The following is a 22,049-nucleotide window of genomic DNA, read 5'->3' on the forward strand; positions in this document are numbered from 1 at the left end:
GCAGTTACCCCCTTGCCTTTGTCTGACTGCCGGTAAGCCTCAGAAACAAAGGCTCAAGGCCGCCATCTACCTCTGCCGCCCGGCAAAGCTCCTCCACCTTGCCAGATGCGATAAGGCGACCCCGGTGAATGATGCTCACGCGATCGCAGAGTTTTTCGGCAACATCCATCACATGGGTGGAGAGAAACACCGTTTTCCCTTCGTTTTTAAGACCGATTAGAATTTCTTTGATGTCGGCCAGAGTTGGAGCGTCGAAGGCATTGGTGAGTTCATCCACGATGATGATCTCCGGATCGGTAAGAAGAGCGAGAGCCAGTGAGACCTTGCGCTGCATTCCCAAGGAATAGGTGGCAATCATCTGATCCGCCCAATCCTGAAGGTTAAGGATGGCCAGGAGCTCTTCCGCTCTCTTCCTGATCCTGTCCTGCGGCAGGTTGTAGAGGCAGCCTGCCATAGTAAGGTGTTCTCTTGCCGTTAACCTCTCATAAATCAGGGGAGTGTCAGGAACATATCCAATTCGACGGCGAACAGCCGTGCCCGGTTTCCATAAGTCCTCCCCTAGCGCCAGCACCGTTCCCGCCGTCGGCCGCAATAAACCTGTAATCATTTTGATAGTGGTGGTTTTTCCTGCTCCGTTTGCGCCCAGAAAGCCGAATATTTCACCGGGAAAGACCTGTAAAGAGAGGTCCTGAACGGCCGGGTAATCACCGTAATACCTGGTCAAGTTCTTAAGTTCCAGGTTAGGGGTGCCGTTTGCTTCAGGCGCTCCGGTTTTCACTGCTGGGTCCACTAACATTCTTTCTTCTCCAACTCCGGGAGCTATGTTGTTGCGGGGCACCCCAGGATCGGGTTGTTGTTTTGAACCGGTGATCGGGGTTAGTTTCTCGATAAACCTCTCCGGATCGTCGACGTTGATCAAAATCTCCCGAACCAACCCCTGCTTGCTTCTGCTTCCCACCGTCGGAGCTTTTACCATGATCTGTTTTGTGAGCGTGATCCGGATAACATCGCTCGCGCGCGAGAGGCAGTAGAGGAGATCTCCGTCACGGACGACGGTAATGCCGGCGATATCGGGCTTAGGGAATGAGACAGGAGACGCTCTTTCCACGCCGGCCACCAGCGGGAGCGGAATCCGGCCTTTAAACCGCGAACCCAGGCGGAGGAGGAGTTCCCCTTCCGTTAAGACGTGGGCGGATTGAAGCATTGAGCGCAGGGAGCCAACAGCGTAAAAATATACGGACAGCAATGCGGCAATGGCCAGGTAGAGCGGCCAACCCTTAGGCATTAAAAGGAAGATGCCGATCCCCACTATAAACAGTTCAATAAAAATTATAGGTATTACTCCGAACATGAACTGCCGGAGTTGGGTGGATTTCTTGCTATTCGTGAAGATTTCTTTGTTATCTCTGGGCATTGTATTACCTCCGAACAGTAGTCCTCTTTAAACCGCTGTCCAACCACCATCAACGATCAAGTTATGATCGGTTATCATGCCTGCTTCCTCGCTTGAAAGATAGATAACGGCACCAAGTTATCTCTCTATTTGCCAAAACGTCCCATGGGTATCTTCGGCAGCATTTCTTGCCTGAATTCTTCATCCTCCAAAAGCCAACTATTGGTCTCATTGTGTAATATGGTTGGGCTAATCGAATTTACACGTATATTAAAAGGTGCCCATTCGATTGCCAAAGTACGAATTAAGCCGATCGCGCCCGCTTTGCCAGCTGAGTAAGCGGCACGCGATAGCCGACTATTGTGAGGCAATGTAGATAATACAACCCCTTGCGTTGCCGCGAATCATGTAACGTGCTGGTTCCTGTGCACAAAAAAATGTACCTTTTAAATTAACAGAAAGAATTTCATCCCATTCCAATTCAGTAAGATTCGATGCAGGGCGTATACAATTCCCATCATAAATATTAAAAAAAACAAATCGACCATTTCTTTTTATAAATTGCTAAACTGTCACTGATTTTCATTTCCCCTCCATTTAGGTTAGGTTATTGTAAAGGTCTTGATAAAAACTATTGTTAAATTCTACATATTTGACAAAAATCCTGCCATTGTTAGAAAACATTAGAATTACCTGAGCTGTCCCCGATTAAATAGATACAGGAAACCTAGACATATATCTGTTACGCACTATTACGCAGTCTTTTGCACTGCCTCTCGGCATAGCATCTGTTCATATTCGCAAGGAGTCATGTACCCGATCCTGGAGTGAATTGAAACACCCCATGAATGGTGTAATTTCCCGCATCGCAATCATCTCACAACGAAAATGTAAAAACTTTTTTAGCGGAGCAACGATCAGGTATATAATTTAAAGAAGCAGACTTTTGGTGTGGCTTCCGCAGACATTTAACCAGGGGGGCGAGGAATTTGACGGGTCAGAAAAACCTGGTAACAAAAAGGGTCGCTCTGATTATATCTTCCACCAGTTCCTTTGTTACCCCTTTCATGGGTTCAGCAATAAATATTGCTCTTCCACAAATCGGTCGTGATTTTTCGGTACATGTAGTCTATTTAAGCTGGCTGGTTACCGCTTATCTTTTGGCGACGGCGGTTTTTTTAGTTCCTTTAGGGAGGCTTGCGGACATCTGCGGGAGAAGAAAAATTTTTCTCTGGGGAATAGCCGTGTTTACCCTGGCCTCCCTTCTGGCCGCTGTTTCCTGGAATCCCCATGTCCTGCTTCTGGCCAGGATTTTACAGGGTTTTGGTAACTCTATGGTCTTTGGAACCGGAGTGGCCATCCTTATCTCTGTCTATCCTCCTTATGAGCGGGGGAAGGCCTTGGGGATCAATGTCGCCTCTGTTTATGCGGGTCTATCGCTGGGGCCTACTTTAGGTGGCCTGCTCACATATCACCTCGGCTGGAGAAGCATCTTCCTGCTGACCGTGCTTCTCGGGATCCTGGTGTTGGTCATGGTTATCCTAAAGCTGCAAGGAGAGTGGGTTGGCGCGGCAGGAGAAGAATTTGACCTTAAGGGCTCCCTTCTTTATGGAGGGACGGTACTCACCCTGATGTATGGGTTTACACGCCTCACCTCACCTTATGGCCCGCTGCTGGTGGTTATCGGACTTGGTGGGTTGTTTTTCTTCATCTGGCGGGAGCTTCGTGTAGAGAGCCCGGTTTTGGAGATGCGGCTCTTTCGCCGCAACATCACCTTTACCTTTTCCAATCTGGCCGCTCTCATCAATTACAGCGCCACCTTTGCCGTAGGCTTTCTTTTGAGCCTTTATCTGCAGTACGTCAAAGGATTAAGCGAGCAAGAGGCCGGACTTGTTCTGGTCTTCCAGCCCCTGATGCAGGTAATCATCTCTCCTTTTGCGGGTAAGCTTTCCGACCGCGTTGAGCCGCGCCTTGTGGCTTCCGTGGGGATGGGTTTTTCTTCTCTCGGTGTAGCCCTGCTCGTTTTTCTATCAGGGGAGACCCCTATTTGGTATGTTATCCTCTGTTCCATCATACTCGGTTGTGGATTCGGGCTTTTTTCCTCTCCGAATACCAACGCCGTGATGAGCGCTGTGGAGAAAAAATTCTACGGGGTTGCTTCCGGGGTGCTGAGCACCATGCGTTTGATGGGGCAGATGTTCAGTATGGGTATTGTCACCTTGTTGCTTACCGTCTACATGGGGGAGGCTCAGATAACTCCCGCCAACCATCAATCCTTTTTACAGAGTGTCAATCTGTCATTTATAATATTCTCCGTCCTCTGTGCTCTGGGTATTGCTGCCTCTCTTGCCAGAGGCAATCAGCGCCTCCCCTCCAGGGAGGAAGAAGGAGGAACATGCGTGCGTAAGGGCGAACCTTAAAGAGGGGAGGTTAGGGCTGTGATCATTCTGGGGATCGATCCCGGGGTCATTTTCACCGGTTACGGAGTGATTTCCGTTAAGGAGAAAAAGCCTTTCTTAGTTGATTATGGTATTATTGAAATTGACCGGGAAAAGGGGCTGCCTGAGCGCCTGAACGGCATTTATAAGAGGGTTATAAATTTGTGTGATAACTTTTGTCCCGGTGCCCTGGCCCTGGAGGAGATTTACTTCAATAAGAATTCCCGCACCGCACTGACGGTGGGCCATATGCGGGGTGCGGTCATTCTGGCGGCGGTCCATCGGGAAGTGGATGTCTTTACTTATACCCCTCTGCAGATAAAGCAGACCATTTCCGGATACGGCCGGGCGGCGAAGGAGCAGATACAGCGTATGGTCAAGCTCATTCTGGGTTTGCCGGAACTGCCTGAACCCGATCACGCAGGCGATGCTCTGGCCGCAGCCATCTGCCATTATTACATTGCGCGCACCATGGGGAGGGTAAATCGGGGGTAAAGCCCCTGCCATTTCCGTGTGCTACAGGGGTAAGAGTACCGCTTGCTCTCCGTAGGCGGTCGTCAGTAAGGGAGGCTGGGGGAGGGGGAGCTCCTTGTACCGGGTAAAATCCGGCGGAATCGGCAGTTTACTATTTCTGCGGTTGTTTATGTTCAGCAGTCGGGACGGAGCAGGTATTTCAGAATAACGGCCAGGAACATTTATGATGTAGGGAATGATGGAAGATGATCTCCTTTTTGCGAGGGCGTTTGCTGGGGAGCGAGGAAAACCGTCTTCTTATCGACGTTCAGGGTATCGGTTATGAGGTAACCGTTCCTTCCAGCCTGCTTCAGAGGCTGCCATCTCTCGGGCAAGAGGTAGAGCTCTATACGCACCTTTATGTGCGTGAGGATTCCCTGCAGCTGTACGGATTTCTTTCTCCCCGGGATCGGGCTATGTTCAGGATTTTGCTGGGAGCCCGGGGTATTGGGCCCCGGGTAGCCCTGGCGATACTTGATATAATTCCCGGCAACGAACTGGTTGCCGTTTTAACAAAGGGAGAAGTAGAGGTTCTCGAGCGGATACCAGGGGTGGGAAAGAAGACCGCTCAGCGCTTGTTTTTCGAGCTGCGCAACAAACTTCCCTCCGACCTTCAAAAGAAAAAGGAGCAGACGAAAGGGAACAGTCCTGTTGTTGACGAGGTTACCCGGGCACTCCTCGCGCTCGGCTACAGCAATAAGGAGGCAGAATCGGCCCTGGAAAAGGTCCCTGACGATCGGGTGAGTACTGCATCGTGTGAAGAGCTGTTGCGGATCGCGCTCCGGGAACTGGGTAGAAGGAAGGGGTAAAACATGGAGGAGAGGATAGTTTCTGCTGCGGCGCTGCCTCAAGAAAGGGAAACAGAAACATCACTGCGACCGCGTTCGCTGGAGGAGTTCATCGGGCAGCGTCAGATCAAAGAGAACCTTGCCGTTTTTATAAAAGCGGCGCTTCAACGGAAAGAGCCGCTGGATCACGTACTGCTCTACGGACCGCCGGGATTGGGCAAGACCACACTTGCCCATATCATCGCCAGGGAGATGGGGGTAAGGTTATATCCGACTTCAGGGCCGGCCTTAGAGCGGGCCGGCGACATGGCGGCAGTGCTGACAAATCTGGAGGAGGGGGAGGTTCTCTTTATCGATGAGATTCATCGGCTGCCGCGGGTTGTCGAAGAAATACTCTATCCTGCATTAGAGGACTATTGTCTGGATATTATGATCGGAAAGGGCCCCGGAGCCAGATCGCTGCGCATCGATCTTCCCCATTTCACCTTAATCGGAGCGACTACCCGGGCCGGGCTGGTCAGCCTGCCCTTACGCGACCGCTTCGGAATCATTCTACGCATGGATTATTACCCGACGGAGGAACTGCATGAGATCGTCAGGCGCGCGGCGAAGCTTCTAGGGGTTGAGCTGGATGATCAGGGTGCCTGGGAAATCGCCTGCCGGGCGCGGGGGACACCGCGTATTGCCACCAGGCTCTTGCGCCGCATCAGGGATTTTGCCGATGTGGAAGGGGCGCGTCTCGTTGATAGGGACCTGGTCAAAAGTGCTTTGGAAAAACTGGAGGTGGATGAAGCGGGGCTGGATAGAGTGGACAGGATCTTGCTGGAAACGGTGATCCATAAATTCCAAGGGGGGCCGGTGGGATTGGATACTTTGGCGGCAGCAGCACGGGAGGAGGCCGGCACCGTTGAAGATGTTTACGAGCCCTATCTTCTGCAAATGGGCTATTTGCAGCGCACCCCTCGGGGGCGTGTGGCTACTCCGCTGGCCTACGCTCATCTAGGTGTACCTTTACGTCAGGATGGGGAGCGTCTCGGCCAGCAAGAGCTTTTCAACAAGGAGGATAAGAAATGAAAGTCCTGCTGCATATTTGCTGTGGACCCTGCGGTATTTACCCTATCCAGGATCTGTTAAATCGCGGGGAAGATGTAACCGGCTTTTTTTATAATCCCAATATCCACCCTTATCAGGAATACGCCCGGAGGCGTGAAGGGGCGGAGGGAATGGCGCGTCAGCTCGAGGTGCCGCTGATTGTAGCGAAGGAGTATCGTCCGGAGCTGTACTTTCGGGAGGTCTCCTTTAAAGAGCAGGAGCGTTGCAGCATATGCTATTTACTGCGCTTGAGGGAAGCGGCGGCTCGAGCCGGTCGCGAGGGTTTTGACGGCTTCACCACAACCCTGCTGGTCAGCCCCTGGCAAAAGCATGATCTGCTGCGCAGGATCGGTGAAGCAGTATCTGCAGATACAGGAGTGCCTTTTCTCTACTATGACTGGAGAAAGGGTTTCAGTGAGGGAAGGAGGCAGGCTAAGGTAATGGGGCTTTACCGTCAGCAGTATTGCGGCTGCCTCTACAGCGAGCAGGAGCGCTATGAGGGGGTTAACAGGAAGAATGAATAGCTCAACCTTCTTGGCAAAGGTACTCATGATGATCGGGGGATTGCTGCTGCTTGGCGGTGGGGTTTTATACCTGCTGGGGAGAATTTCACCCATCGGAAGGCTGCCTGGGGACATATTATACCAGAAGGGTAATTTTACTTTTTATTTTCCCATCGTCACCTGTTTGCTTCTGAGCCTGATCCTTACACTGCTTTTGAACCTCCTGTTTCGGCGCTAGCAATCTACCGGAAGGTAATTCGGCGCGGATTGCAGTCTCAGGGGAAAGTTTACCGGTGCCCGGTTTGTGTCCGGGCACCGGCATTGATAACCTCACTAGCTCATCATCTAGTGACGCCCATCACCCGCTTCTGGGAGCCCGGGCGTATTGCGGGAAAAGGCGGCGCTAAAGAGGATAATTGGTTTAAGTAAGAACTTTATTTTCTCAGCGCAGGAGGTACTTCAGGCTGATGCCACATCCAGAAGCAAGCCGGTTTGACTCCTATGGCTGCAACTATTGCCAGTAAGCCGTATAAGGCAGATAATACTTTGAAGAAACGCTTCATACTCAACACCCCCTTATTATAAGATTGTCCAAAAAGAAGGCAAGCCTGTGTGCTGCCCGGGTTAATGAGAAAGCCTGCCAACAGCTACCCAGAGTGATCCCCAAGAGTGGACCAGGCGGCAGGACCAGGTTTAAGGTGACGGCCTGGATGATAACGATGATAACCATAACAGTCACCGCTAACAGGCGAAATTTTCGCCGTTCTTGTTGTGAAGTGATCGGTTTGGCCGGGGAGTCGACCGGAGCCAGCCTGTAGATTATCAGCAGGGACAGGAATGCTCCGGTTAGGATTACCGGGAACAGCGCTTCCGGTGGAAGCTGTCCAGCGGTGAGCGCTGCGATTTTCGCTAAAAAGGGAGCAACCGTCATTCCCAGAAGGACGCAGAAAAGCGGCGATCTGCTGTGTGCCCCTCCCGAAAAGAGACGCAGAGTGCTGGCGGTCAGCGCCACCGCCATGGTTTCCCAAAAGCATTTGAAGAGCCAGCCCACCAGGGAGATGGAAACGATCCCGAAGAAGCTGTAGGCTATTACCCGGATGCCATAAAGGGCTATCTCAGTTTCCTCACCGTTTAAGCCGAGCTGCCTTTGGAGGTACTCCACCACCGGGCGAATCATATCTGGCATAGCGACCTCTTACCGTCCTCCTATAATCTTCCCTGGAATCGCCTCTTGATATCCTTGTCGGGTCCTGCTCATTTTGGTCTGAATTTATCAATTATTGCCACAAATGATCATGGCAAGCAATAAAAGCCAAATGTGATAATTATAGTATAGACTAGTATTATCTGTCAGTCAAGTCCCATCCTTCTTATATTTTGTCCGGGGAACGATCTGACCACCGATGGGGTGGCAACAGGAGAATGGAACTATTGCACCTAAAAGATTGCTTTGGGAACTTGTGTCGCCCATCTGGTGTGGAGCAATGAAAAACAGCGTCCGTATGCCAAGTGATTAAACACCTGGATCATTTCCGGAAGCTTAAAAAGGATTTTCCTGCAGGTTGCAGAATTTTCTCTTAAAGCATGAAGAAATAGGAGAGGGTATCGGATGGGAGTCTGGAGGAAACTCCTGGCGGCATTTTTTTTCCTATTCATAGCAGGATTATTTGCGATAGCACCGGCCTGGTCCGCGGAAGCCCCCCTGATCCGGGTTGCCTTGCAGAATGGAGGGGGGGATGCGGTTTTTCGGGTTGATCACGGGAGCTATCTTCTTATTGACCAGTCAACCGGCCTTCGGCTGGGAACACTTAAACCGGGGGAAACATGGCGGGTTGCCGCCACCGGTACGGTGCTCCTGGTAGTTGCCCCGGGGGAAGAAACTCCGCGGATTTACCAGGGGCCGATCGTTCTTCAGGAAGAGCGGCAAGGCGGTCTTAACCTGTTCTACTTTAAGGGTATCCGTTATCGCGGCAACCTGGTGATCCAGAACCGGGAGGGGAGCCTCCTTGTTATCAATCTTCTCGATATCGAGAGGTATCTTTATGGCGTCATAGGCAGAGAGATGGGAGGGAATAATCTGGAGGCACTCTCGGCGCAGGCGGTCGCCTCGAGATCTTATGCCCTCTCCCTTAAGGGGCGCAACCCCTGGTTTGATGTGGGAACCGACACCGCCACCCAGGTTTATGGGGGTTATACCGCAGAGATAGCTTATGGGATGAACGGCAATAATCCCGTTGTGGAGGCGGTCGACAGAACAAGGGGAGAGGTTCTCACCTACGACGGAAAACTCGTCAATGCTGTTTATCATTCCAATGCGGGGGGGCATACGGAGGACAGCGAGAATGTCTGGAATGATCCCCTTCCCTATCTGAGGGCGGTGCCCAGCCCTACAGATGCCTATGCCGATGAAGTTGGGGGATGGGCGGCGGAGACCTATCGCTGGGTGAAGACCTTTGACAAAAGCGAGCTGGAGGCAATCCTGGGGGTCGGTGAAATCAAAGAAATCCGCCTCTCCAGAGAACGCACGAGGGTTACCAGAAACCCCGTCACCGGGAAGGTGGTGAGAAGTTTCATCCCGGGTACGACTACGGCCTCCGGGAGGGTGACTGCGCTTACCGTTGTCGGCACCAAAGGGACAAAGAGCTATTACCGCGACCAGATACGGGCACCTTTTGGCCTAAAAAGCACCCTCTTCGATATCGATTGGGGGGGACGTCAAATATACGTTATGAGGAATGACGGACAGGTGCAAGAGCTTGCAGGCGAAAATTTCTGGGTTCTGGGAGGAGCCGCCCGTATGTCCACGCTGAACCTGAGGGAGATGAGGCCGTATGTTGCCGGGAGCGGAAACAGGGTGGTTTCCTGGGATGCCTTTTCTGATAAAATTGTTTTTATCGGGAAGGGCTATGGGCATGGATTGGGCATGAGTCAGTGGGGTGCCAGAGGACTGGCCGCCCAAGGGTATAATTATCGAGAGATTCTGGAAATTTACTATAATCAGGGAAAACGTGACGGAAAACTGAAAATAAATGCCAACTACGGACGATAACGGAAGGATCAGGAAAGCTTATGCACATCAGTGACTTCGATTATTATCTGCCGGATGAGTTGATTGCTCAGTATCCTGCAGCCCGTCGAGAAGGTTCCAGGCTCCTTGTGCTCCCCAAAAAGGGGGGCGCAATTATCCATACGAGCTTTAGCGAAATCGGCGATTTTCTGGTGCCGGGAGACCTCCTGGTTTTAAACGAGACCAAGGTTTTCCCGGCACGGCTGTTGGGAGCGAGGGAAAGAACCGGTGGCCAGGTAGAATTATTACTGTTAGAGGAAAAGGCTTCTTTAGTCTGGGAGGCGCTGGTTAGACCCGGCAAAAAGGCCAGGATAGGGGAAACCCTAATTTTCGGCAACGGATCTCTGAGTTGTGTGATCGAGGGGAAAACTCCGGATGGGGGAAGATTGGTCAGGTTCACCGGAGTATCGGAACAGGAATTCTGGGATGAGGTGTTTAAGATCGGCAAGGTGCCTCTGCCTCCTTATATTAAACGGGATGAAGAGCAGATCGACAGAGAGCGCTATCAGACCGTTTATGCCCGAATTCCGGGATCGGCAGCTGCCCCCACGGCCGGGCTTCATTTTACAGAGGAAATATTGCGGAGATTGCAGGAAAAGGGTGTGCGGATTGCCTTTGTCCTGCTGCATGTCGGGTTGGGGACCTTCCGTCCGGTTCGTGTTGCCGATGTGGAAAAGCATCAAATGCACGCTGAATACTGGAAACTGGAACCGGTTGCTGCCGATTTGATCAACAGAACAAAACAGGAGGGAGGGCGTGTTGTTGCCGTCGGAACCACGACTGTAAGGGTGCTTTAGAGCGCCCCCTTTGATGGCGGCAGGATCCTTCCCGGTGAGGGATGGACAAGGCTTTTCATCTACCCTGGCTTTTCCTTCCGGGTCATCGATGGTCTCCTCACCAACTTCCACCTTCCCCGCTCCACTTTGCTGATGCTGGTTTGTGCCTTTGCCGGACGGGAGCGCGTCCTTAGTGCCTACAGGGAAGCGGTGGAGAAGCGCTACCGTTTTTTCAGCTACGGAGATGCAATGCTGATTATCTAAGGGAGGTGCCCCGCAATGGGGTTCTTTCATTTTCAACTCTTGAAAAAATCCAAAAAGAGCATGGCCCGCCTGGGGATTATCCGCACGCCGCGGGGTGTTATTCATACTCCTGCTTTCATGCCTGTGGGGACTCAGGCGACTGTTAAGACATTGACCCCGGAGGAGGTTTCCGATCTGGGAGCGGAAATAATCCTTTCCAACACCTATCATCTCTATCTGCGGCCCGGTACGGAAATAATCAATAAGGCCGGCGGTCTTCACAGATTCATGAACTGGCAGGGCCCTATCCTTACGGACAGCGGTGGATTTCAGGTTTTCAGCCTCGGTTCCCTGCGCCGGATTACGGATGACGGTGTGCACTTTAGATCTCACCTTGACGGTTCCCCTCATTTTATAAGCCCCGAAAAGTCTATGGAGATTCAGGCCGTTCTCGGCTCCGACATCGCGATGGCCTTTGATGTTTGTGCACCTTTTCCCTGCTCCTATGAGGAGGCACTGGAGGCTGTGGAGCGCACAACACGCTGGGCGGAGCGAAGTCTAAAGGCTCCTCATGCCCCGGGCCAGGTGGTGTTCGGTATTGTTCAGGGGAGCGTTTATCCGGAATTGCGGGAGCGCAGCGCTCGAGAGATAACCGCTCTCGACTTTCCCGGTTATGCTGTTGGGGGATTGAGTGTAGGAGAGCCGAAGGTGATCATGTATGAAGTTTTAGAAAAGACGACCCCTTTGTTGCCGGAGGACAGGCCGCGCTATCTGATGGGGGTGGGTACTGCCGATTGTCTTTGGGAAGGGGTGGCGCGGGGAGTCGACCTTTTCGATTGCGTCCTGCCAACTAGAATAGCCCGCAATGGCACGGCGCTGACTTCGAAAGGGAAAGTGGTGGTGCGGAACGCCGAGTTTGCAGATGATTTCTCCCCTATCGACGCGGATTGCGGTTGTTACACCTGCCGTAACTACAGCAGGGCTTATTTACGGCATCTCTTCAAAGCTGAAGAAATACTGGGCCATCGTCTTTTGACCATTCACAACCTTTATTTTACCCTCGGTGTGATGGCAGAAATACGACAGGCCATCCGGGAGGACCGCTTTGAAGAGCACATGGATGAGTTTCTAAAACAGTTAAATTCAACAAATGTAGAATAATTGAGACAAAAGCCGCGGCAGGAAAGAGATCCCTTGATGTCCAAATAGTGGTAAGAGTACTGAACTAAATGGGAGATGATCGCAAAAGTGAAAATAGGTGGGCTGATATCGAGGGTTATACCGGAGGCTTTCCTGGGTTTGATCGGCCGACTGCAATTAAGAAAGCGGCTGCAGATGGAATACCTTCTCGTTAGCAGGGTTGTTGAAAATCTACCCCGTTGCTGGGAGGAGAAGGAAAATATGCTTCTGGAACGGGTTGCCAAAGATGTCGGGGAGGGATGGTGGTGATTGTCGAAGGAAATGGCTTTACAATTGAGCGTGGGGATATCTACCTGATTGAACTTAACGGAGCGGCAGGTGAAAAAATCAGGCAGCCGGTTCTCGTTATTCAGAATGATGTTGGTAACCGCTTTTGCCAGTCGGTTATTGTCGTTCCCTTATTCCCCAACCTCCGCCTAAAGCACCTTTTGCTGGGGGTGATGATCAAGGCAGGAGGAGGCAACGGGCTGGCGACCGACCACATTGCCCTGTTTACTCAGATCCGGACTATTGATAAATCCTTTTTCCATAGGGATAATTATTTAGGGCAGTTGGATAGAATGGTGATGCGGCGAGTTGATGAGGCTATCAAGTTGAGCCTGGGTTTAAGCACGGTACAGCGCCTTCAGACCAAACAGCAGTTGTCGAAAAAGTGGAGAATGTTGACAAATCCGGAAGGAAAGTCTCCAGAAAGAAGATCCATCTAGGAGGAATCTAAGAAAGGGCAGCGAATGTATATAGGATTGAGAAAAGGTGAAGGAAGCGGGCAAGTGCAGAAGCAGGCGATCACCCTGGAATTAATTAAGAAAAACCCTATAGTAGATACCCTGATCAGGGTCGGCAATGACAACCTCAGAGTGATGGGATTTACAGAGCACGGCTACCGTCATCTGAATCTGGTTTCCAGCATTGCTTGTAATGTGCTCAAGATGCTGGGCTATCCCAGAAGGGAGGCAGAGCTGGCTGCTATTGCCGGCTACCTCCATGACATCGGCAATGTGATTAACCGCAACGGTCATCATCTCTCAGGAGGGGTGCTTGCCTATTACATATTAGACCAGATGGGCATGTGCCCCGATGAGATTTTTACTATCGTAGCGGCTATCGGAAACCATGATGAAGCGACCGGACAACCTGTCAACAACGTGGCTGCAGCCTTGATTCTTGCCGATAAGGCGGATGTGCACCGCAGCCGGGTAAGGAATAAGGAGCAGTCGAAGTTCGATATCCACGACCGGGTTAATTATGCGGTGGAGCGTTCCTTTCTGAGGGTCGATGCCGGAAAGCGCAGCATCATCCTGGAACTGGAGATCGATCCGGCCATTAGTCCGGTGATGGATTATTTTGAAATTTTTTTGACCCGAATGCTGATGTGCAGAAGAGCAGCCGGTTTTCTGCGATGCAGCTTTGGCATGGAGATAAACGGGAATAAGCTGGTTTAAATTCCCTGGGAAGGAGTTAGATTGATGTCTAAAAAGGAAAGACAAAAGAAAAAGATCGCAGAGAAGCAGCAGGCAGTTTCCGTAACAGGAAAAAAGGAGAAGAATGCCGGAATCAACTGGGGGGTGTCAACGCTTTTTTTTCTGCTTGTAGGAGCGATTTTGTGCGTCGCTGTCTTTTCAATCAAGCCCCTTGCCGGGCAACTGCAGAAACACCTGGGGCTTGACCTGCGCGGTGGTGTGCATGTCGTTTATCAGGCAGTCCCGACCAAAGAGGCGCCGGTTACCGCTGACTCGATTGATAGGCTGATCGCCATTTTTAACAATAGGGTCAATGCTTACGGGCTGACAGAACCCCTGATCCAGAAGCAGGGCAGCGACAGGGTGATTGTCGAGTTGCCCGGCGTCAAAGATCCGGAAGAAGCTGTGGAGATGCTCGGCCGAATGGCCAAGCTGGAATTCAAGACAGAGGATGGAAAGACAGTCCTGACCGGAAGATACCTGAGCGATGCCCGTGCTCAGTTAAACCCTAATAATAACGAACCGGAAGTTGTTTTGAAATTCGATAAGGAAGGTGCCAGGATTTTTAGTGAGGTGACGACCGCCAATGTGGGCAGGAGGATTGCCATCTACCTGGATGAAAGGCTTTTGACCGCCCCGGTGGTGAGGGATCCCATTCCTGATGGTAATGCCGTCATCAGCGGCGGGTACGAGACACTGGAGGAGGCTCAGAAGGAAGCCATTTTGCTGCGCTCCGGAGCCCTTCCCGTTAATGTGAAGCTTTTGGAAAAGAGGAGCGTCGGCCCGACCCTGGGGAAGGAATCCCTGGAGCGGAGCCTGAAGGCCGGAATCATCGGCGTTGCTTTGATATTCATCTTTATGATTTTGTACTACCGCTGGCCGGGCGTAATTGCCAACCTTTCCCTGATCGTTTATGGATTGATCGTCATCTCTGTTTTTCTCCTGTTCAAAGCGACTTTAACCTTGCCGGGCATTGCCGGTTTCATTCTCTCCATCGGAATGGCGGTTGACTCCAACATTATTATTTACGAAAGGTTAAAGGAGGAGTTGCGGGCCGGAAAAACCCTGCGTTCTGCCATCGATGCGGGCTTCTATAATGCCTTCCGGGCGATTTTGGATGCCAATGTGACGACATTGATTGCTGCAGGAGTCCTTTATTACCTGGGGAGCGGTCCCATCAGAGGATTTGCGATAACTTTGAGCATCGGTATCCTGGTGAGCATGTTTACTGCGATCACCTTTACCCGATTCGTACTGCATCTGGTGGCGCGGTCGCGGTTGGTAGTTAATCCGAAGGCCTATGGGGTTTAAAGGAGGAGGGCTTTGAAGTGAATCTGATCAAGTTGAGGAAGTACTGGTATCTGATATCGCTGTTGGTTATCGTACCCGGTTTGATCTCCTTAGCCGTAAAAGGCCTCAACCTGGGGATTGATTTTCGAGGAGGCAGTTATATCGAACTCAAATTTAAAAAGGCGGTGGAGTCAGGGGATGTCCTTCCGGTTTTAGAGGACGTTGGCGTTGAGAAGGCGAATGTGCAGACTGCCGCCGGGAATATCATCATTATCCGAGCCCGGGACCTCTCTCAGAAGGAGAGCGGTTCTCTCTTGCAGGCTCTTCGAGAAAAGTTCGGCAGTTACGAGCTGCTGCGCAACGAGAATGTGGGGCCGACCATCGGAAAGGAATTGCGCAACAAAGCCCTTTTAGCTCTCGCCATAGCTTTCGCTCTGATGATCGTTTACATTACCATCCGCTTTGAGTTCCTGTCGGGGCTGGCAGCTGTTTCTGCTCTTTTTCATGATATCCTGGTGACGGTGGGATTAACAAGTATTCTGGGATTAGAGGTTGACGGGTCGTTTATCGCTGCTCTGTTGACGATTGTTGGGTATTCGATTAACGATACCATAGTCGTTTTTGACCGTATCCGCGAGAACCTGAAGAAACGCAAGAAAGGGGAGCTTCTGGATGAGATTTTTCATAAAAGCATCATTCAGACCTTGGCCCGATCGATCAACACCGTCCTGGCTGTGCTTTTCTGTCTGGTGGCTCTGATTTTCTTCGGGGGAGTGACCATCAGAACCTTTATGATTGTCCTGCTGATCGGGGTGACGGCCGGGTGTTATTCATCGATCTTTGTAGCCAGCCCGCTCTGGTATGACTACCGGCGCTTAAGGGGAGAAGGTGTTTGATTTTTTTTGTTCTTGAATTATCTGTTAAACATCGGTATAATTGACACGAACGGTGACAATTAAATCAGTTTTTACGTTGGCAGGTGCCCGTGTTACGGGAGAATAGGGAATCAGGTGTAAGTCCTGAGCGGACCCGCCACTGTAACCAGGGACAGGCCGCGGGAGGCCACTGCCACGGAACACCGGGGCGGGAAGGCGCGGTTGATGGATGACCTGGAGCCAGGAGACCTGCCTGCCGACAGGGCTCTCTGAGGGATGATGGTAAAGTCCCCAGCCATTAGTGGCTGGGGACTTTTTGGTGTGCGCCCGGCATGTTTGCCGGCCTGTGGGTTGAAATACCATGCCGACCAGCCTCTGTGAAGACAACTCGCAGGCAAGGTCGTCACCGGTAACGGAGGGGTAAGAGATACATTATCACCGGCCGCTAATCCGTGCTACCGGAAGCACGGTAATGAATATAAAAATGTAGGGGGTCTGATCGAATTGTTGTTTGAAGAAACAATTGCAAAAATTGGGGAGCTTGATAAGGAGGCTCAGGCAAGGGCGCGTCGGCGCCAGGATGCCTTGATTAAGCCTATGGGCAGCCTGGGAATGCTGGAAGATGTGGCGATTAAAATAGCCGGCATCACCGGGGAAACAATGCCCTGGTTGGAGAAAAAGGCGGTGATAACCATGGCGGGGGATCACGGGATAGCCAGAGAGGGAGTCAGCGCTGCTTCCCAGGAGGTAACACCGCAAATGGTGAGGGGCTTCCTTAACGGAGGGGCTGCCATTAATGTGTTAACAAGGCATGCCGGTGCCCGGGTGGTTTGTGTCGATATGGGAATGGCCAAAGTTGTCGACGACCCGCGCCTGGTCGTACGACGCATTGGGCCCGGTACAAATAATATCGCTGAGGGGCCTGCTATGACCAGAGAGCAGGCGCGTGCCGCTGTAGAGGCGGGGATCGAAATTGCCACAGAGGAGATCAGGGGGGGCACCCAGCTGCTGGCCACGGGGGATATGGGTATCGGCAATACGACGCCGAGCACCGCCATCCTGGCGGCATTTACAGGTTTCCCCGTGCCTCTTCTGACGGGGAAGGGAACGGGTCTGAATCCCGAAGGTGTGCAGCGCAAGGCCCAGTTGATAGAGAAGGCGCTTGCAGTGAACACTCCGGATCCCCGGGACGGCTTGGATGTGCTGGCGAAGGTGGGCGGCTTTGAGATCGGCGGCCTGGCCGGGGTGATCCTCGGGGCTGCCGCTTCCCGGGTTCCGGTCGTGATCGACGGTTTCATCTCCGGTGCTGCTGCCATGATCGCCCGTTCATTGGCGCCCCGGGCGGTGGATTATATGATCGCCTCTCACCTATCCGAGGAACCAGGGCACAGAATCATGCTTACCTGGCTTGGAGTCGAGCCCATGCTTCATATGAGAATGAGGCTCGGAGAAGGAACGGGAGCCGCCCTCGCCTTTACTATAATTGACGCCGCCTTGAAGATCGTCAGAGAAATGGCCACATTCGAAGAAGCGGGGGTTAGCGACGAGGGTTTGCATTGAGCTGGATATAGAGAGTTATCTTTGATATCAATTATCATTTAATTGCCTGCTGTTGCCCGTTATGATAATATCTTTATGACAATGTCAGGCTGGGCCGTTGCCTGTGCCGGGTCTTTACGGACAGCGGGTTCGCACAGATATCCCGTGGGACTTCATCAAGTTAAAAACCCTGGTGAAGTTCCTTTTTATTATTATATAAACGCATATATAAACGACCGGGAGGTACTGACAATTGAAAAAAGTAGAGGTAGCCAGGCTTTCGGTTCTTTCGAACACCGTCCTTGTAGTCTTCAAGTTGGCTGTAGGGGTGGCTATAAACTCTGTCAGTGTTCTTTCCGAGGCGATCCATTCCGGACTGGATTTAATAGCAGCAGTAATCGCTTTTTTCGCAGTTAGCAAAAGCAGCAAACCGCCTGATGCCGAGCACCGGTACGGACACGGGAAAATTGAGAACGTTTCCGGTGTAATTGAAGCCATTTTGATCTTTATGGCGGCTGCATGGATTATCAGGGAAGCGGTTATCAAGCTGATCACAGGGGCCAGAGTGGCAGCGCCTTTTTGGGGCCTAATTGTTATGGGTTTTTCTGCTGTTATCAATTGGGTTATATCTTCACTCCTGATGAAAACTGCTCAGGAGTCCGACTCTGTTGCTCTGGAGGCCGATGCCTGGCACTTGAGAACAGATGTTTATACGTCGGTGGGTGTGGCCGGGGGATTGCTGCTGCTATGGGTCACAGGTCTTCAACTGTTCGATCCCCTGATTGCCATTGGTGTCGGCTTGTTGATTATTAAGGCGGCTTATGATCTGACGAGAAAAGCCTTTTTACCGTTGCTGGATACCAGCCTGCCGTCGCAAGAAGAGAAAAGGATCATGGAGATAATAGCCGCTTACGGGGCAAATTTTGTCGGCTATCATGAGCTGAGAACGCGCAAGGCGGGGTCGGAGCGCTTTATTGATTTGCATTTGGTGATGCCGCAGCATTTTAATGTTTCGGAGAGTCATATGATTTGTGATGCCATTGAAGAGAAGATTCGGGAGGCTTATCCCGGCTCCCATGTGCTGATTCACGTAGAGCCCTGCCGGATCGGCTATGACTGTTCCGATTGCACACAAACAGAGTGCATGCTGTCACTGAAGGGGGAAAAAGATGGGAGGAATTCGGCTTCAGAGGGAGAATAATCTCAGATGAAGGTGAAATTATTCGGGTTTGGAGGACGGAGATCATGCCTGGCTTTTTTTTGGGTATTTTTGCCTTCGCTATTCTCATTGCGGTTTTTGCCGTGCAGAATGCGGGACCTGTGGCCATCAGATTCTTTTTTTGGACAATACCGGAAATGCCTCTGGTGTTGGTGATTTTTGGAACGGTTCTGATCGGGCTTGTGATGGGAATTTTCATCGGGTGTTACGGAAACAAGAAGAGTAGGCCCCCTTTGCGCCCCAAATAGCCGCCACTTGACTGGTTCATCTTGTCTAACATACGATATTATCTAGTAGACAGGGGGTTAACAGATGAGTTTGGCGCGCTTATTAGCTAAAATTGAACAATACTACCCGAATTTTGATAGAGAACTGGTGGAGCGCGCCTATCTCTTTGCCAAAGAAGCCCATCGAGGGCAGTTTCGCAATTCCGGCGAGGCTTTTATCGAGCATCCGTTGCAAGTTGCTTGCATTCTGGCAGATCTGCAGCTGGATATAACCTCTATTGTAGCCGGTTTGCTGCACGATGTTGTGGAGGATACCAATACATCTTTGCAGGATATTGAGACAGATTTTGGACCAGAGGTGCGCTTCCTTGTAGCCGGAGTGACCAAACTGGGAAAGATCGAATACAAGTCGAAGGAAGACCGGCATGCGGAGAATTTGCGCAAGATGTTCCTGGCAATGGCGCGTGACATCCGGGTGATACTGATAAAACTGGCTGACCGCCTGCATAATTTGCGCACCCTGGGAGCCCATGAGGTTCCCAAGCAGCGGGAAATAGCGCGGGAAACACTGGAGATCTTCGCTCCTGTTGCTCACCGCCTGGGCATTTACAAGATTAAGTGGGAGATGGAGGATCTGGCTTTTCGCTACCTGGAGCCGGATAAATACTATGAGCTGGCAGATAGGATCGCTAAAAAGCGCAAAGAGCGAGAGGATTATATCAATTTGGTGATCACAAAGCTCCGCGAAAAGCTGACGGAAGCGGGTATTAAGGCGGAAATCTCCGGCCGTCCCAAGAATTTTTACAGCATCTACAGGAAAATGGTCGATCAGGGGAAGGACCTCTCAGAGATCTACGATCTGGTGGCCGTCAGGGTGATCGTCGAGACGGTTAAGGAGTGTTACGCAACCCTGGGTATAGTGCATACCATGTGGAAGCCTATTCCGGGGCGATTTAAGGATTACATCGCCATGCCCAAGCAGAACATGTACCAGTCGCTGCATACCACTTTGGTGGGACCCCTCGGTGAGCCCTTTGAATTGCAGATCAGGACATTCGAAATGCACCGCACCGCCGAGTACGGAATCGCCGCCCATTGGCGATATAAGGAGGGGGGTCGGCTGAACGACCCCGAATTCGAAAAAAAGCTTTCCTGGCTCCGGCAGATTCTGGAATGGCAGCATGAACTAAGGGACGCCAGGGAATTTATGGAGTCCTTGAAAATTGACCTTTTTTCCGATGTCGTGTTTGTTTTTACCCCCAAAGGGGATGTTGTCGAGTTGCCGTCCGGTTCAGTTCCCATTGATTTTGCCTACCGCATCCATACGGAAGTAGGTCATCGCTGCATCGGAGCGAAGGTCAACGGCAGGATTGTACCGCTTGATTATCGGTTAAAAAATGGGGACATCGTAGAAATCCTGACGTCCAAGCAGAGCGGCGGCCCGAGTCGGGACTGGCTTTCAATCGTTAAGACGTCCCAGGCTAAGAACCGCATCAGGCAGTGGTACAAAAAGGAGAAAAAAGAGGATAACATCCTGCGGGGCAGAGAACTGCTGGAGAAGGAGCTGCGCAGACAGGGGTACGACTCGTCCAGCTTTTATAAACTGGAAGGTAAAGATGCCATCTGTCAGCGGCTTGGCTTTCAGACCGAAAACGATCTCTATGCCGGGATCGGCGATGGGACGATTTCACCATTGAGCGTAATCGCCAAGGTACGGGATGAGCTCCGGAAAAAAGAAGAGCCTCCTGAGCTCCCCGCCGCAGAAAAAGAACCCGGCTTTTTGGTCAAGGTCCCGGAAAAGCGGGCACCGGTATCAACAGGGGTGCGCGTCCGGGGGGTAAAAAATCTTGCTGTACATCTTTCCCACTGCTGCAATCCCTTGCCCGGTGACCAGATTATCGGGTATATTACCAGGGGAAGAGGGGTATCCGTCCACAGGGTGGATTGCCCGAATATAGCTTACCACTTTCAAGGGGAAAGGGAGAGAATGATCGATGTGAGCTGGGAGGAAGATGTCCCGACGACGTACCAGGTGGAAATTGAAGTCAAGGCACTCGACAGGCCGCATTTGACTACTGACATCATGAACACCATTGCTGATACCAGGACCGTCATCAATGCCGTCAATGCCAGGGCCAAGAAGAACAAAATGGCCCTCGTCAACCTGAAACTGGAGATACGTGATATAGAACACCTTTACACTGTTATGCAAAAAGTGAGCCGTGTCAGTGATGTGCTAGAGGTTCACAGGGTTGTTCCTAAATAAGGAGTGTTTGTCGTGCGAGCTGTGGTCCAAAGGGTGAGCAGAGGTTGGGTGCAGATAGAGGGTAAAGAGAGGCGTTCGATTGGCACCGGTCTTGTCATCCTGGTGGGGGTAGGGAAAGATGACAGCAGTGAGGATGCCCGTTACCTCGCCGAGAAGATTTTAAATCTGCGGATATTTCCCGATGGTGAGGGAAAATTCAATTATTCGGTCTGCGATATGGGTGGGGATCTTCTGGTGGTATCGCAGTTTACCCTTTACGGTGATTGTCGCAAGGGGAGGCGGCCGAGTTTTACGGAGGCAGCCGCACCGGAGGAGGCCAGCCCTTTGTTGGAGATGCTTTTAAGGTATCTGGGAGAGAGTGGGCTTAACCTGGTTACCGGTGAGTTCCGAACGAAGATGGAGGTCGGAATCATCAACGATGGTCCCGTAACCATCCTGTTGGACAGCAAGAAGAGATTTTAATAAATGCAGGGAGGTAAGCAAAATAAGATGCTGGTAAAGTGCCTGGCAGTGGGTGCCCTGGCGGCCAACTGCTTTCTTGTTTGGTGTGAAGAAACGAAGGAGGGAGTGGTGATCGATCCCGGTGGGGAAGGGGAGCGCATCCTGGCGGAGATCGGCAGGGAGGGCCTGCAGGTAAAGTACATTATCAATACCCACGGGCACATCGATCACACCGCGGCGAACGAGCAGGTCAGGGAAGGCACCGGTGCCAGGCTTGCCATCCACGTCGACGATGCTCCCATGCTCTCTGATCCCGCTTTAAATTTATCCCGCTATTTGGGAATGAATTACCGGTGCTCACCTCCAGATTTGACATTGCGGGATGGTGATGAGATCGCTGTAGGGAATGATAAGCTGACGGTTCTCCATACGCCCGGGCATACCAAAGGTGGAATTTCTCTCCAGGCGCCGGGGATGATCTTCACAGGGGACACACTATTTGCGGGATCGGTTGGAAGAACCGACTTTCCGGGCGGTTCTTTCAGCGAGTTGATTGCTTCCATCAAGAACAAAATCCTTGTATGTGGAGACGATTGCATCGTCTATCCTGGGCATGGTCCGGCGACCACGATTGGGCACGAGCGCGTGAACAATCCGTTTCTCTAAAATTGGGCTGCGGAATGCCCTCTCTTGACTGAAGTTGAGTAAAGGAGTTGGTA

The 22,049-nt window shown here is 51.7% G+C and carries 22 protein-coding genes, 2 pseudogenes and 1 riboswitch; of the genes and pseudogenes, 20 read left to right on the top strand and 4 right to left on the bottom strand.

Annotation, left to right across the window (positions count from 1 at the left end; genetic code table 11):
* Window positions 1–4: 4 nt before the first annotated feature.
* The gene (locus TPH_RS06165; protein ID WP_015050329.1) at window positions 5–1,414 is read right to left on the bottom strand and encodes an ABC transporter ATP-binding protein; all 1,410 of its coding nucleotides are present in this window, start codon (window positions 1,412–1,414) and stop codon (window positions 5–7) included.
* 125 nt (window positions 1,415–1,539) lie between these two features.
* Window positions 1,540–1,951, bottom strand: a pseudogene (locus tag TPH_RS16480) (SDR family NAD(P)-dependent oxidoreductase).
* 431 nt (window positions 1,952–2,382) lie between these two features.
* Between TPH_RS16480 and TPH_RS06170 the strand changes: the two are divergent.
* The 6 genes from TPH_RS06170 to TPH_RS06195 all read left to right on the top strand — a co-directional run bounded on the left by TPH_RS06170 (window position 2,383) and on the right by TPH_RS06195 (window position 6,965).
* Window positions 2,383–3,813 carry an MFS transporter gene (locus TPH_RS06170; RefSeq protein WP_015050330.1) on the top strand — a complete coding sequence of 477 codons (1,431 nt, stop codon included), beginning with the start codon at window positions 2,383–2,385 and terminating at the stop codon, window positions 3,811–3,813.
* Window positions 3,814–3,831: 18 nt separating this feature from the next.
* A complete protein-coding gene (gene ruvC, locus TPH_RS06175; RefSeq protein WP_015050331.1) occupies window positions 3,832–4,326 on the top strand; it encodes a crossover junction endodeoxyribonuclease RuvC in 495 nt (164 codons plus the stop codon).
* A 236-nt stretch (window positions 4,327–4,562) separates the two neighbouring features.
* Window positions 4,563–5,153: a Holliday junction branch migration protein RuvA gene (gene ruvA, locus TPH_RS06180; protein ID WP_158502663.1), complete on the top strand. Its 591-nt coding sequence runs from the start codon at window positions 4,563–4,565 to the stop codon at window positions 5,151–5,153.
* Window positions 5,154–5,156: 3 nt separating this feature from the next.
* Complete coding sequence (gene ruvB, locus TPH_RS06185; protein WP_015050333.1) at window positions 5,157–6,206, top strand: Holliday junction branch migration DNA helicase RuvB; 1,050 nt, start codon at window positions 5,157–5,159, stop codon at window positions 6,204–6,206.
* Window positions 6,203–6,748, top strand: coding sequence for an epoxyqueuosine reductase QueH (locus TPH_RS06190; protein WP_015050334.1), 546 nt, complete (start codon window positions 6,203–6,205; stop codon window positions 6,746–6,748). Before ruvB ends, TPH_RS06190 begins: the two co-directional genes overlap by 4 nt.
* Complete coding sequence (locus tag TPH_RS06195; protein ID WP_015050335.1) at window positions 6,741–6,965, top strand: DUF2905 domain-containing protein; 225 nt, start codon at window positions 6,741–6,743, stop codon at window positions 6,963–6,965. Before TPH_RS06190 ends, TPH_RS06195 begins: the two co-directional genes overlap by 8 nt.
* A gap of 196 nt (window positions 6,966–7,161) precedes the next feature.
* On the opposite strand, the gene TPH_RS16485 is transcribed toward TPH_RS06195, so the two are convergent.
* Together TPH_RS16485 and TPH_RS06200 are read right to left on the bottom strand one after the other, a co-directional pair.
* Window positions 7,162–7,290 carry a cyclic lactone autoinducer peptide gene (locus tag TPH_RS16485; protein WP_081578615.1) on the bottom strand — a complete coding sequence of 43 codons (129 nt, stop codon included), beginning with the start codon at window positions 7,288–7,290 and terminating at the stop codon, window positions 7,162–7,164.
* A gap of 2 nt (window positions 7,291–7,292) precedes the next feature.
* Window positions 7,293–7,913 carry an accessory gene regulator ArgB-like protein gene (locus TPH_RS06200; RefSeq protein WP_015050336.1) on the bottom strand — a complete coding sequence of 207 codons (621 nt, stop codon included), beginning with the start codon at window positions 7,911–7,913 and terminating at the stop codon, window positions 7,293–7,295.
* 423 nt (window positions 7,914–8,336) lie between these two features.
* Here TPH_RS06200 and TPH_RS06205 point away from each other — a divergent pair, with 423 nt between their 5' ends.
* The 14 genes and pseudogenes from TPH_RS06205 to TPH_RS06270 all read left to right on the top strand — a co-directional run bounded on the left by TPH_RS06205 (window position 8,337) and on the right by TPH_RS06270 (window position 21,996).
* Window positions 8,337–9,776 (top strand): SpoIID/LytB domain-containing protein, encoded by a 1,440-nt coding sequence (locus TPH_RS06205; protein ID WP_015050337.1) that lies wholly within the window; start codon window positions 8,337–8,339, stop codon window positions 9,774–9,776.
* Between the two features lie 20 nt (window positions 9,777–9,796).
* A pseudogene (gene queA, locus TPH_RS06210) lies at window positions 9,797–10,834 on the top strand (tRNA preQ1(34) S-adenosylmethionine ribosyltransferase-isomerase QueA).
* Window positions 10,835–10,849: 15 nt separating this feature from the next.
* Window positions 10,850–11,974, top strand: coding sequence for a tRNA guanosine(34) transglycosylase Tgt (gene tgt, locus TPH_RS06215; RefSeq protein WP_015050339.1), 1,125 nt, complete (start codon window positions 10,850–10,852; stop codon window positions 11,972–11,974).
* Between the two features lie 87 nt (window positions 11,975–12,061).
* Window positions 12,062–12,262, top strand: coding sequence for a hypothetical protein (locus TPH_RS06220; protein WP_015050340.1), 201 nt, complete (start codon window positions 12,062–12,064; stop codon window positions 12,260–12,262).
* Window positions 12,259–12,720, top strand: coding sequence for a type II toxin-antitoxin system PemK/MazF family toxin (locus tag TPH_RS06225; protein ID WP_015050341.1), 462 nt, complete (start codon window positions 12,259–12,261; stop codon window positions 12,718–12,720). Before TPH_RS06220 ends, TPH_RS06225 begins: the two co-directional genes overlap by 4 nt.
* A gap of 63 nt (window positions 12,721–12,783) precedes the next feature.
* Window positions 12,784–13,455, top strand: a complete 672-nt coding sequence (locus TPH_RS06230) for an HD domain-containing protein (RefSeq protein WP_028991015.1) — start codon at window positions 12,784–12,786, stop codon at window positions 13,453–13,455.
* A gap of 24 nt (window positions 13,456–13,479) precedes the next feature.
* On the top strand, window positions 13,480–14,784 hold the full coding sequence (gene secD / locus TPH_RS06235; RefSeq protein WP_015050343.1) for a protein translocase subunit SecD: 1,305 nt from the start codon (window positions 13,480–13,482) through the stop codon (window positions 14,782–14,784).
* Window positions 14,785–14,801: 17 nt separating this feature from the next.
* Window positions 14,802–15,659, top strand: a complete 858-nt coding sequence (secF, locus tag TPH_RS06240) for a protein translocase subunit SecF (protein ID WP_015050344.1) — start codon at window positions 14,802–14,804, stop codon at window positions 15,657–15,659.
* Window positions 15,660–15,723: 64 nt separating this feature from the next.
* Window positions 15,724–15,909: riboswitch (cobalamin riboswitch) on the top strand.
* Between the two features lie 233 nt (window positions 15,910–16,142).
* The gene (gene cobT, locus TPH_RS06245) at window positions 16,143–17,198 is read left to right on the top strand and encodes a nicotinate-nucleotide--dimethylbenzimidazole phosphoribosyltransferase (RefSeq protein ID WP_015050345.1); all 1,056 of its coding nucleotides are present in this window, start codon (window positions 16,143–16,145) and stop codon (window positions 17,196–17,198) included.
* 232 nt (window positions 17,199–17,430) lie between these two features.
* Window positions 17,431–18,378 carry a cation diffusion facilitator family transporter gene (locus TPH_RS06250; RefSeq protein ID WP_015050346.1) on the top strand — a complete coding sequence of 316 codons (948 nt, stop codon included), beginning with the start codon at window positions 17,431–17,433 and terminating at the stop codon, window positions 18,376–18,378.
* A gap of 44 nt (window positions 18,379–18,422) precedes the next feature.
* Window positions 18,423–18,644 carry a LapA family protein gene (locus TPH_RS06255; RefSeq protein WP_015050347.1) on the top strand — a complete coding sequence of 74 codons (222 nt, stop codon included), beginning with the start codon at window positions 18,423–18,425 and terminating at the stop codon, window positions 18,642–18,644.
* A gap of 64 nt (window positions 18,645–18,708) precedes the next feature.
* Window positions 18,709–20,889, top strand: a complete 2,181-nt coding sequence (locus TPH_RS06260) for a RelA/SpoT family protein (RefSeq protein ID WP_015050348.1) — start codon at window positions 18,709–18,711, stop codon at window positions 20,887–20,889.
* 12 nt (window positions 20,890–20,901) lie between these two features.
* Window positions 20,902–21,351 carry a D-aminoacyl-tRNA deacylase gene (gene dtd, locus TPH_RS06265; protein WP_015050349.1) on the top strand — a complete coding sequence of 150 codons (450 nt, stop codon included), beginning with the start codon at window positions 20,902–20,904 and terminating at the stop codon, window positions 21,349–21,351.
* 3 nt (window positions 21,352–21,354) lie between these two features.
* On the top strand, window positions 21,355–21,996 hold the full coding sequence (locus tag TPH_RS06270) for an MBL fold metallo-hydrolase (protein WP_236608832.1): 642 nt from the start codon (window positions 21,355–21,357) through the stop codon (window positions 21,994–21,996).
* The last annotated feature ends 53 nt before the right edge of the window (window positions 21,997–22,049 follow it).

Origin of the sequence: Thermacetogenium phaeum DSM 12270 (assembly GCF_000305935.1) — a bacterium.
GTDB lineage: Bacteria > Bacillota > DSM-12270 > Thermacetogeniales > Thermacetogeniaceae > Thermacetogenium > Thermacetogenium phaeum.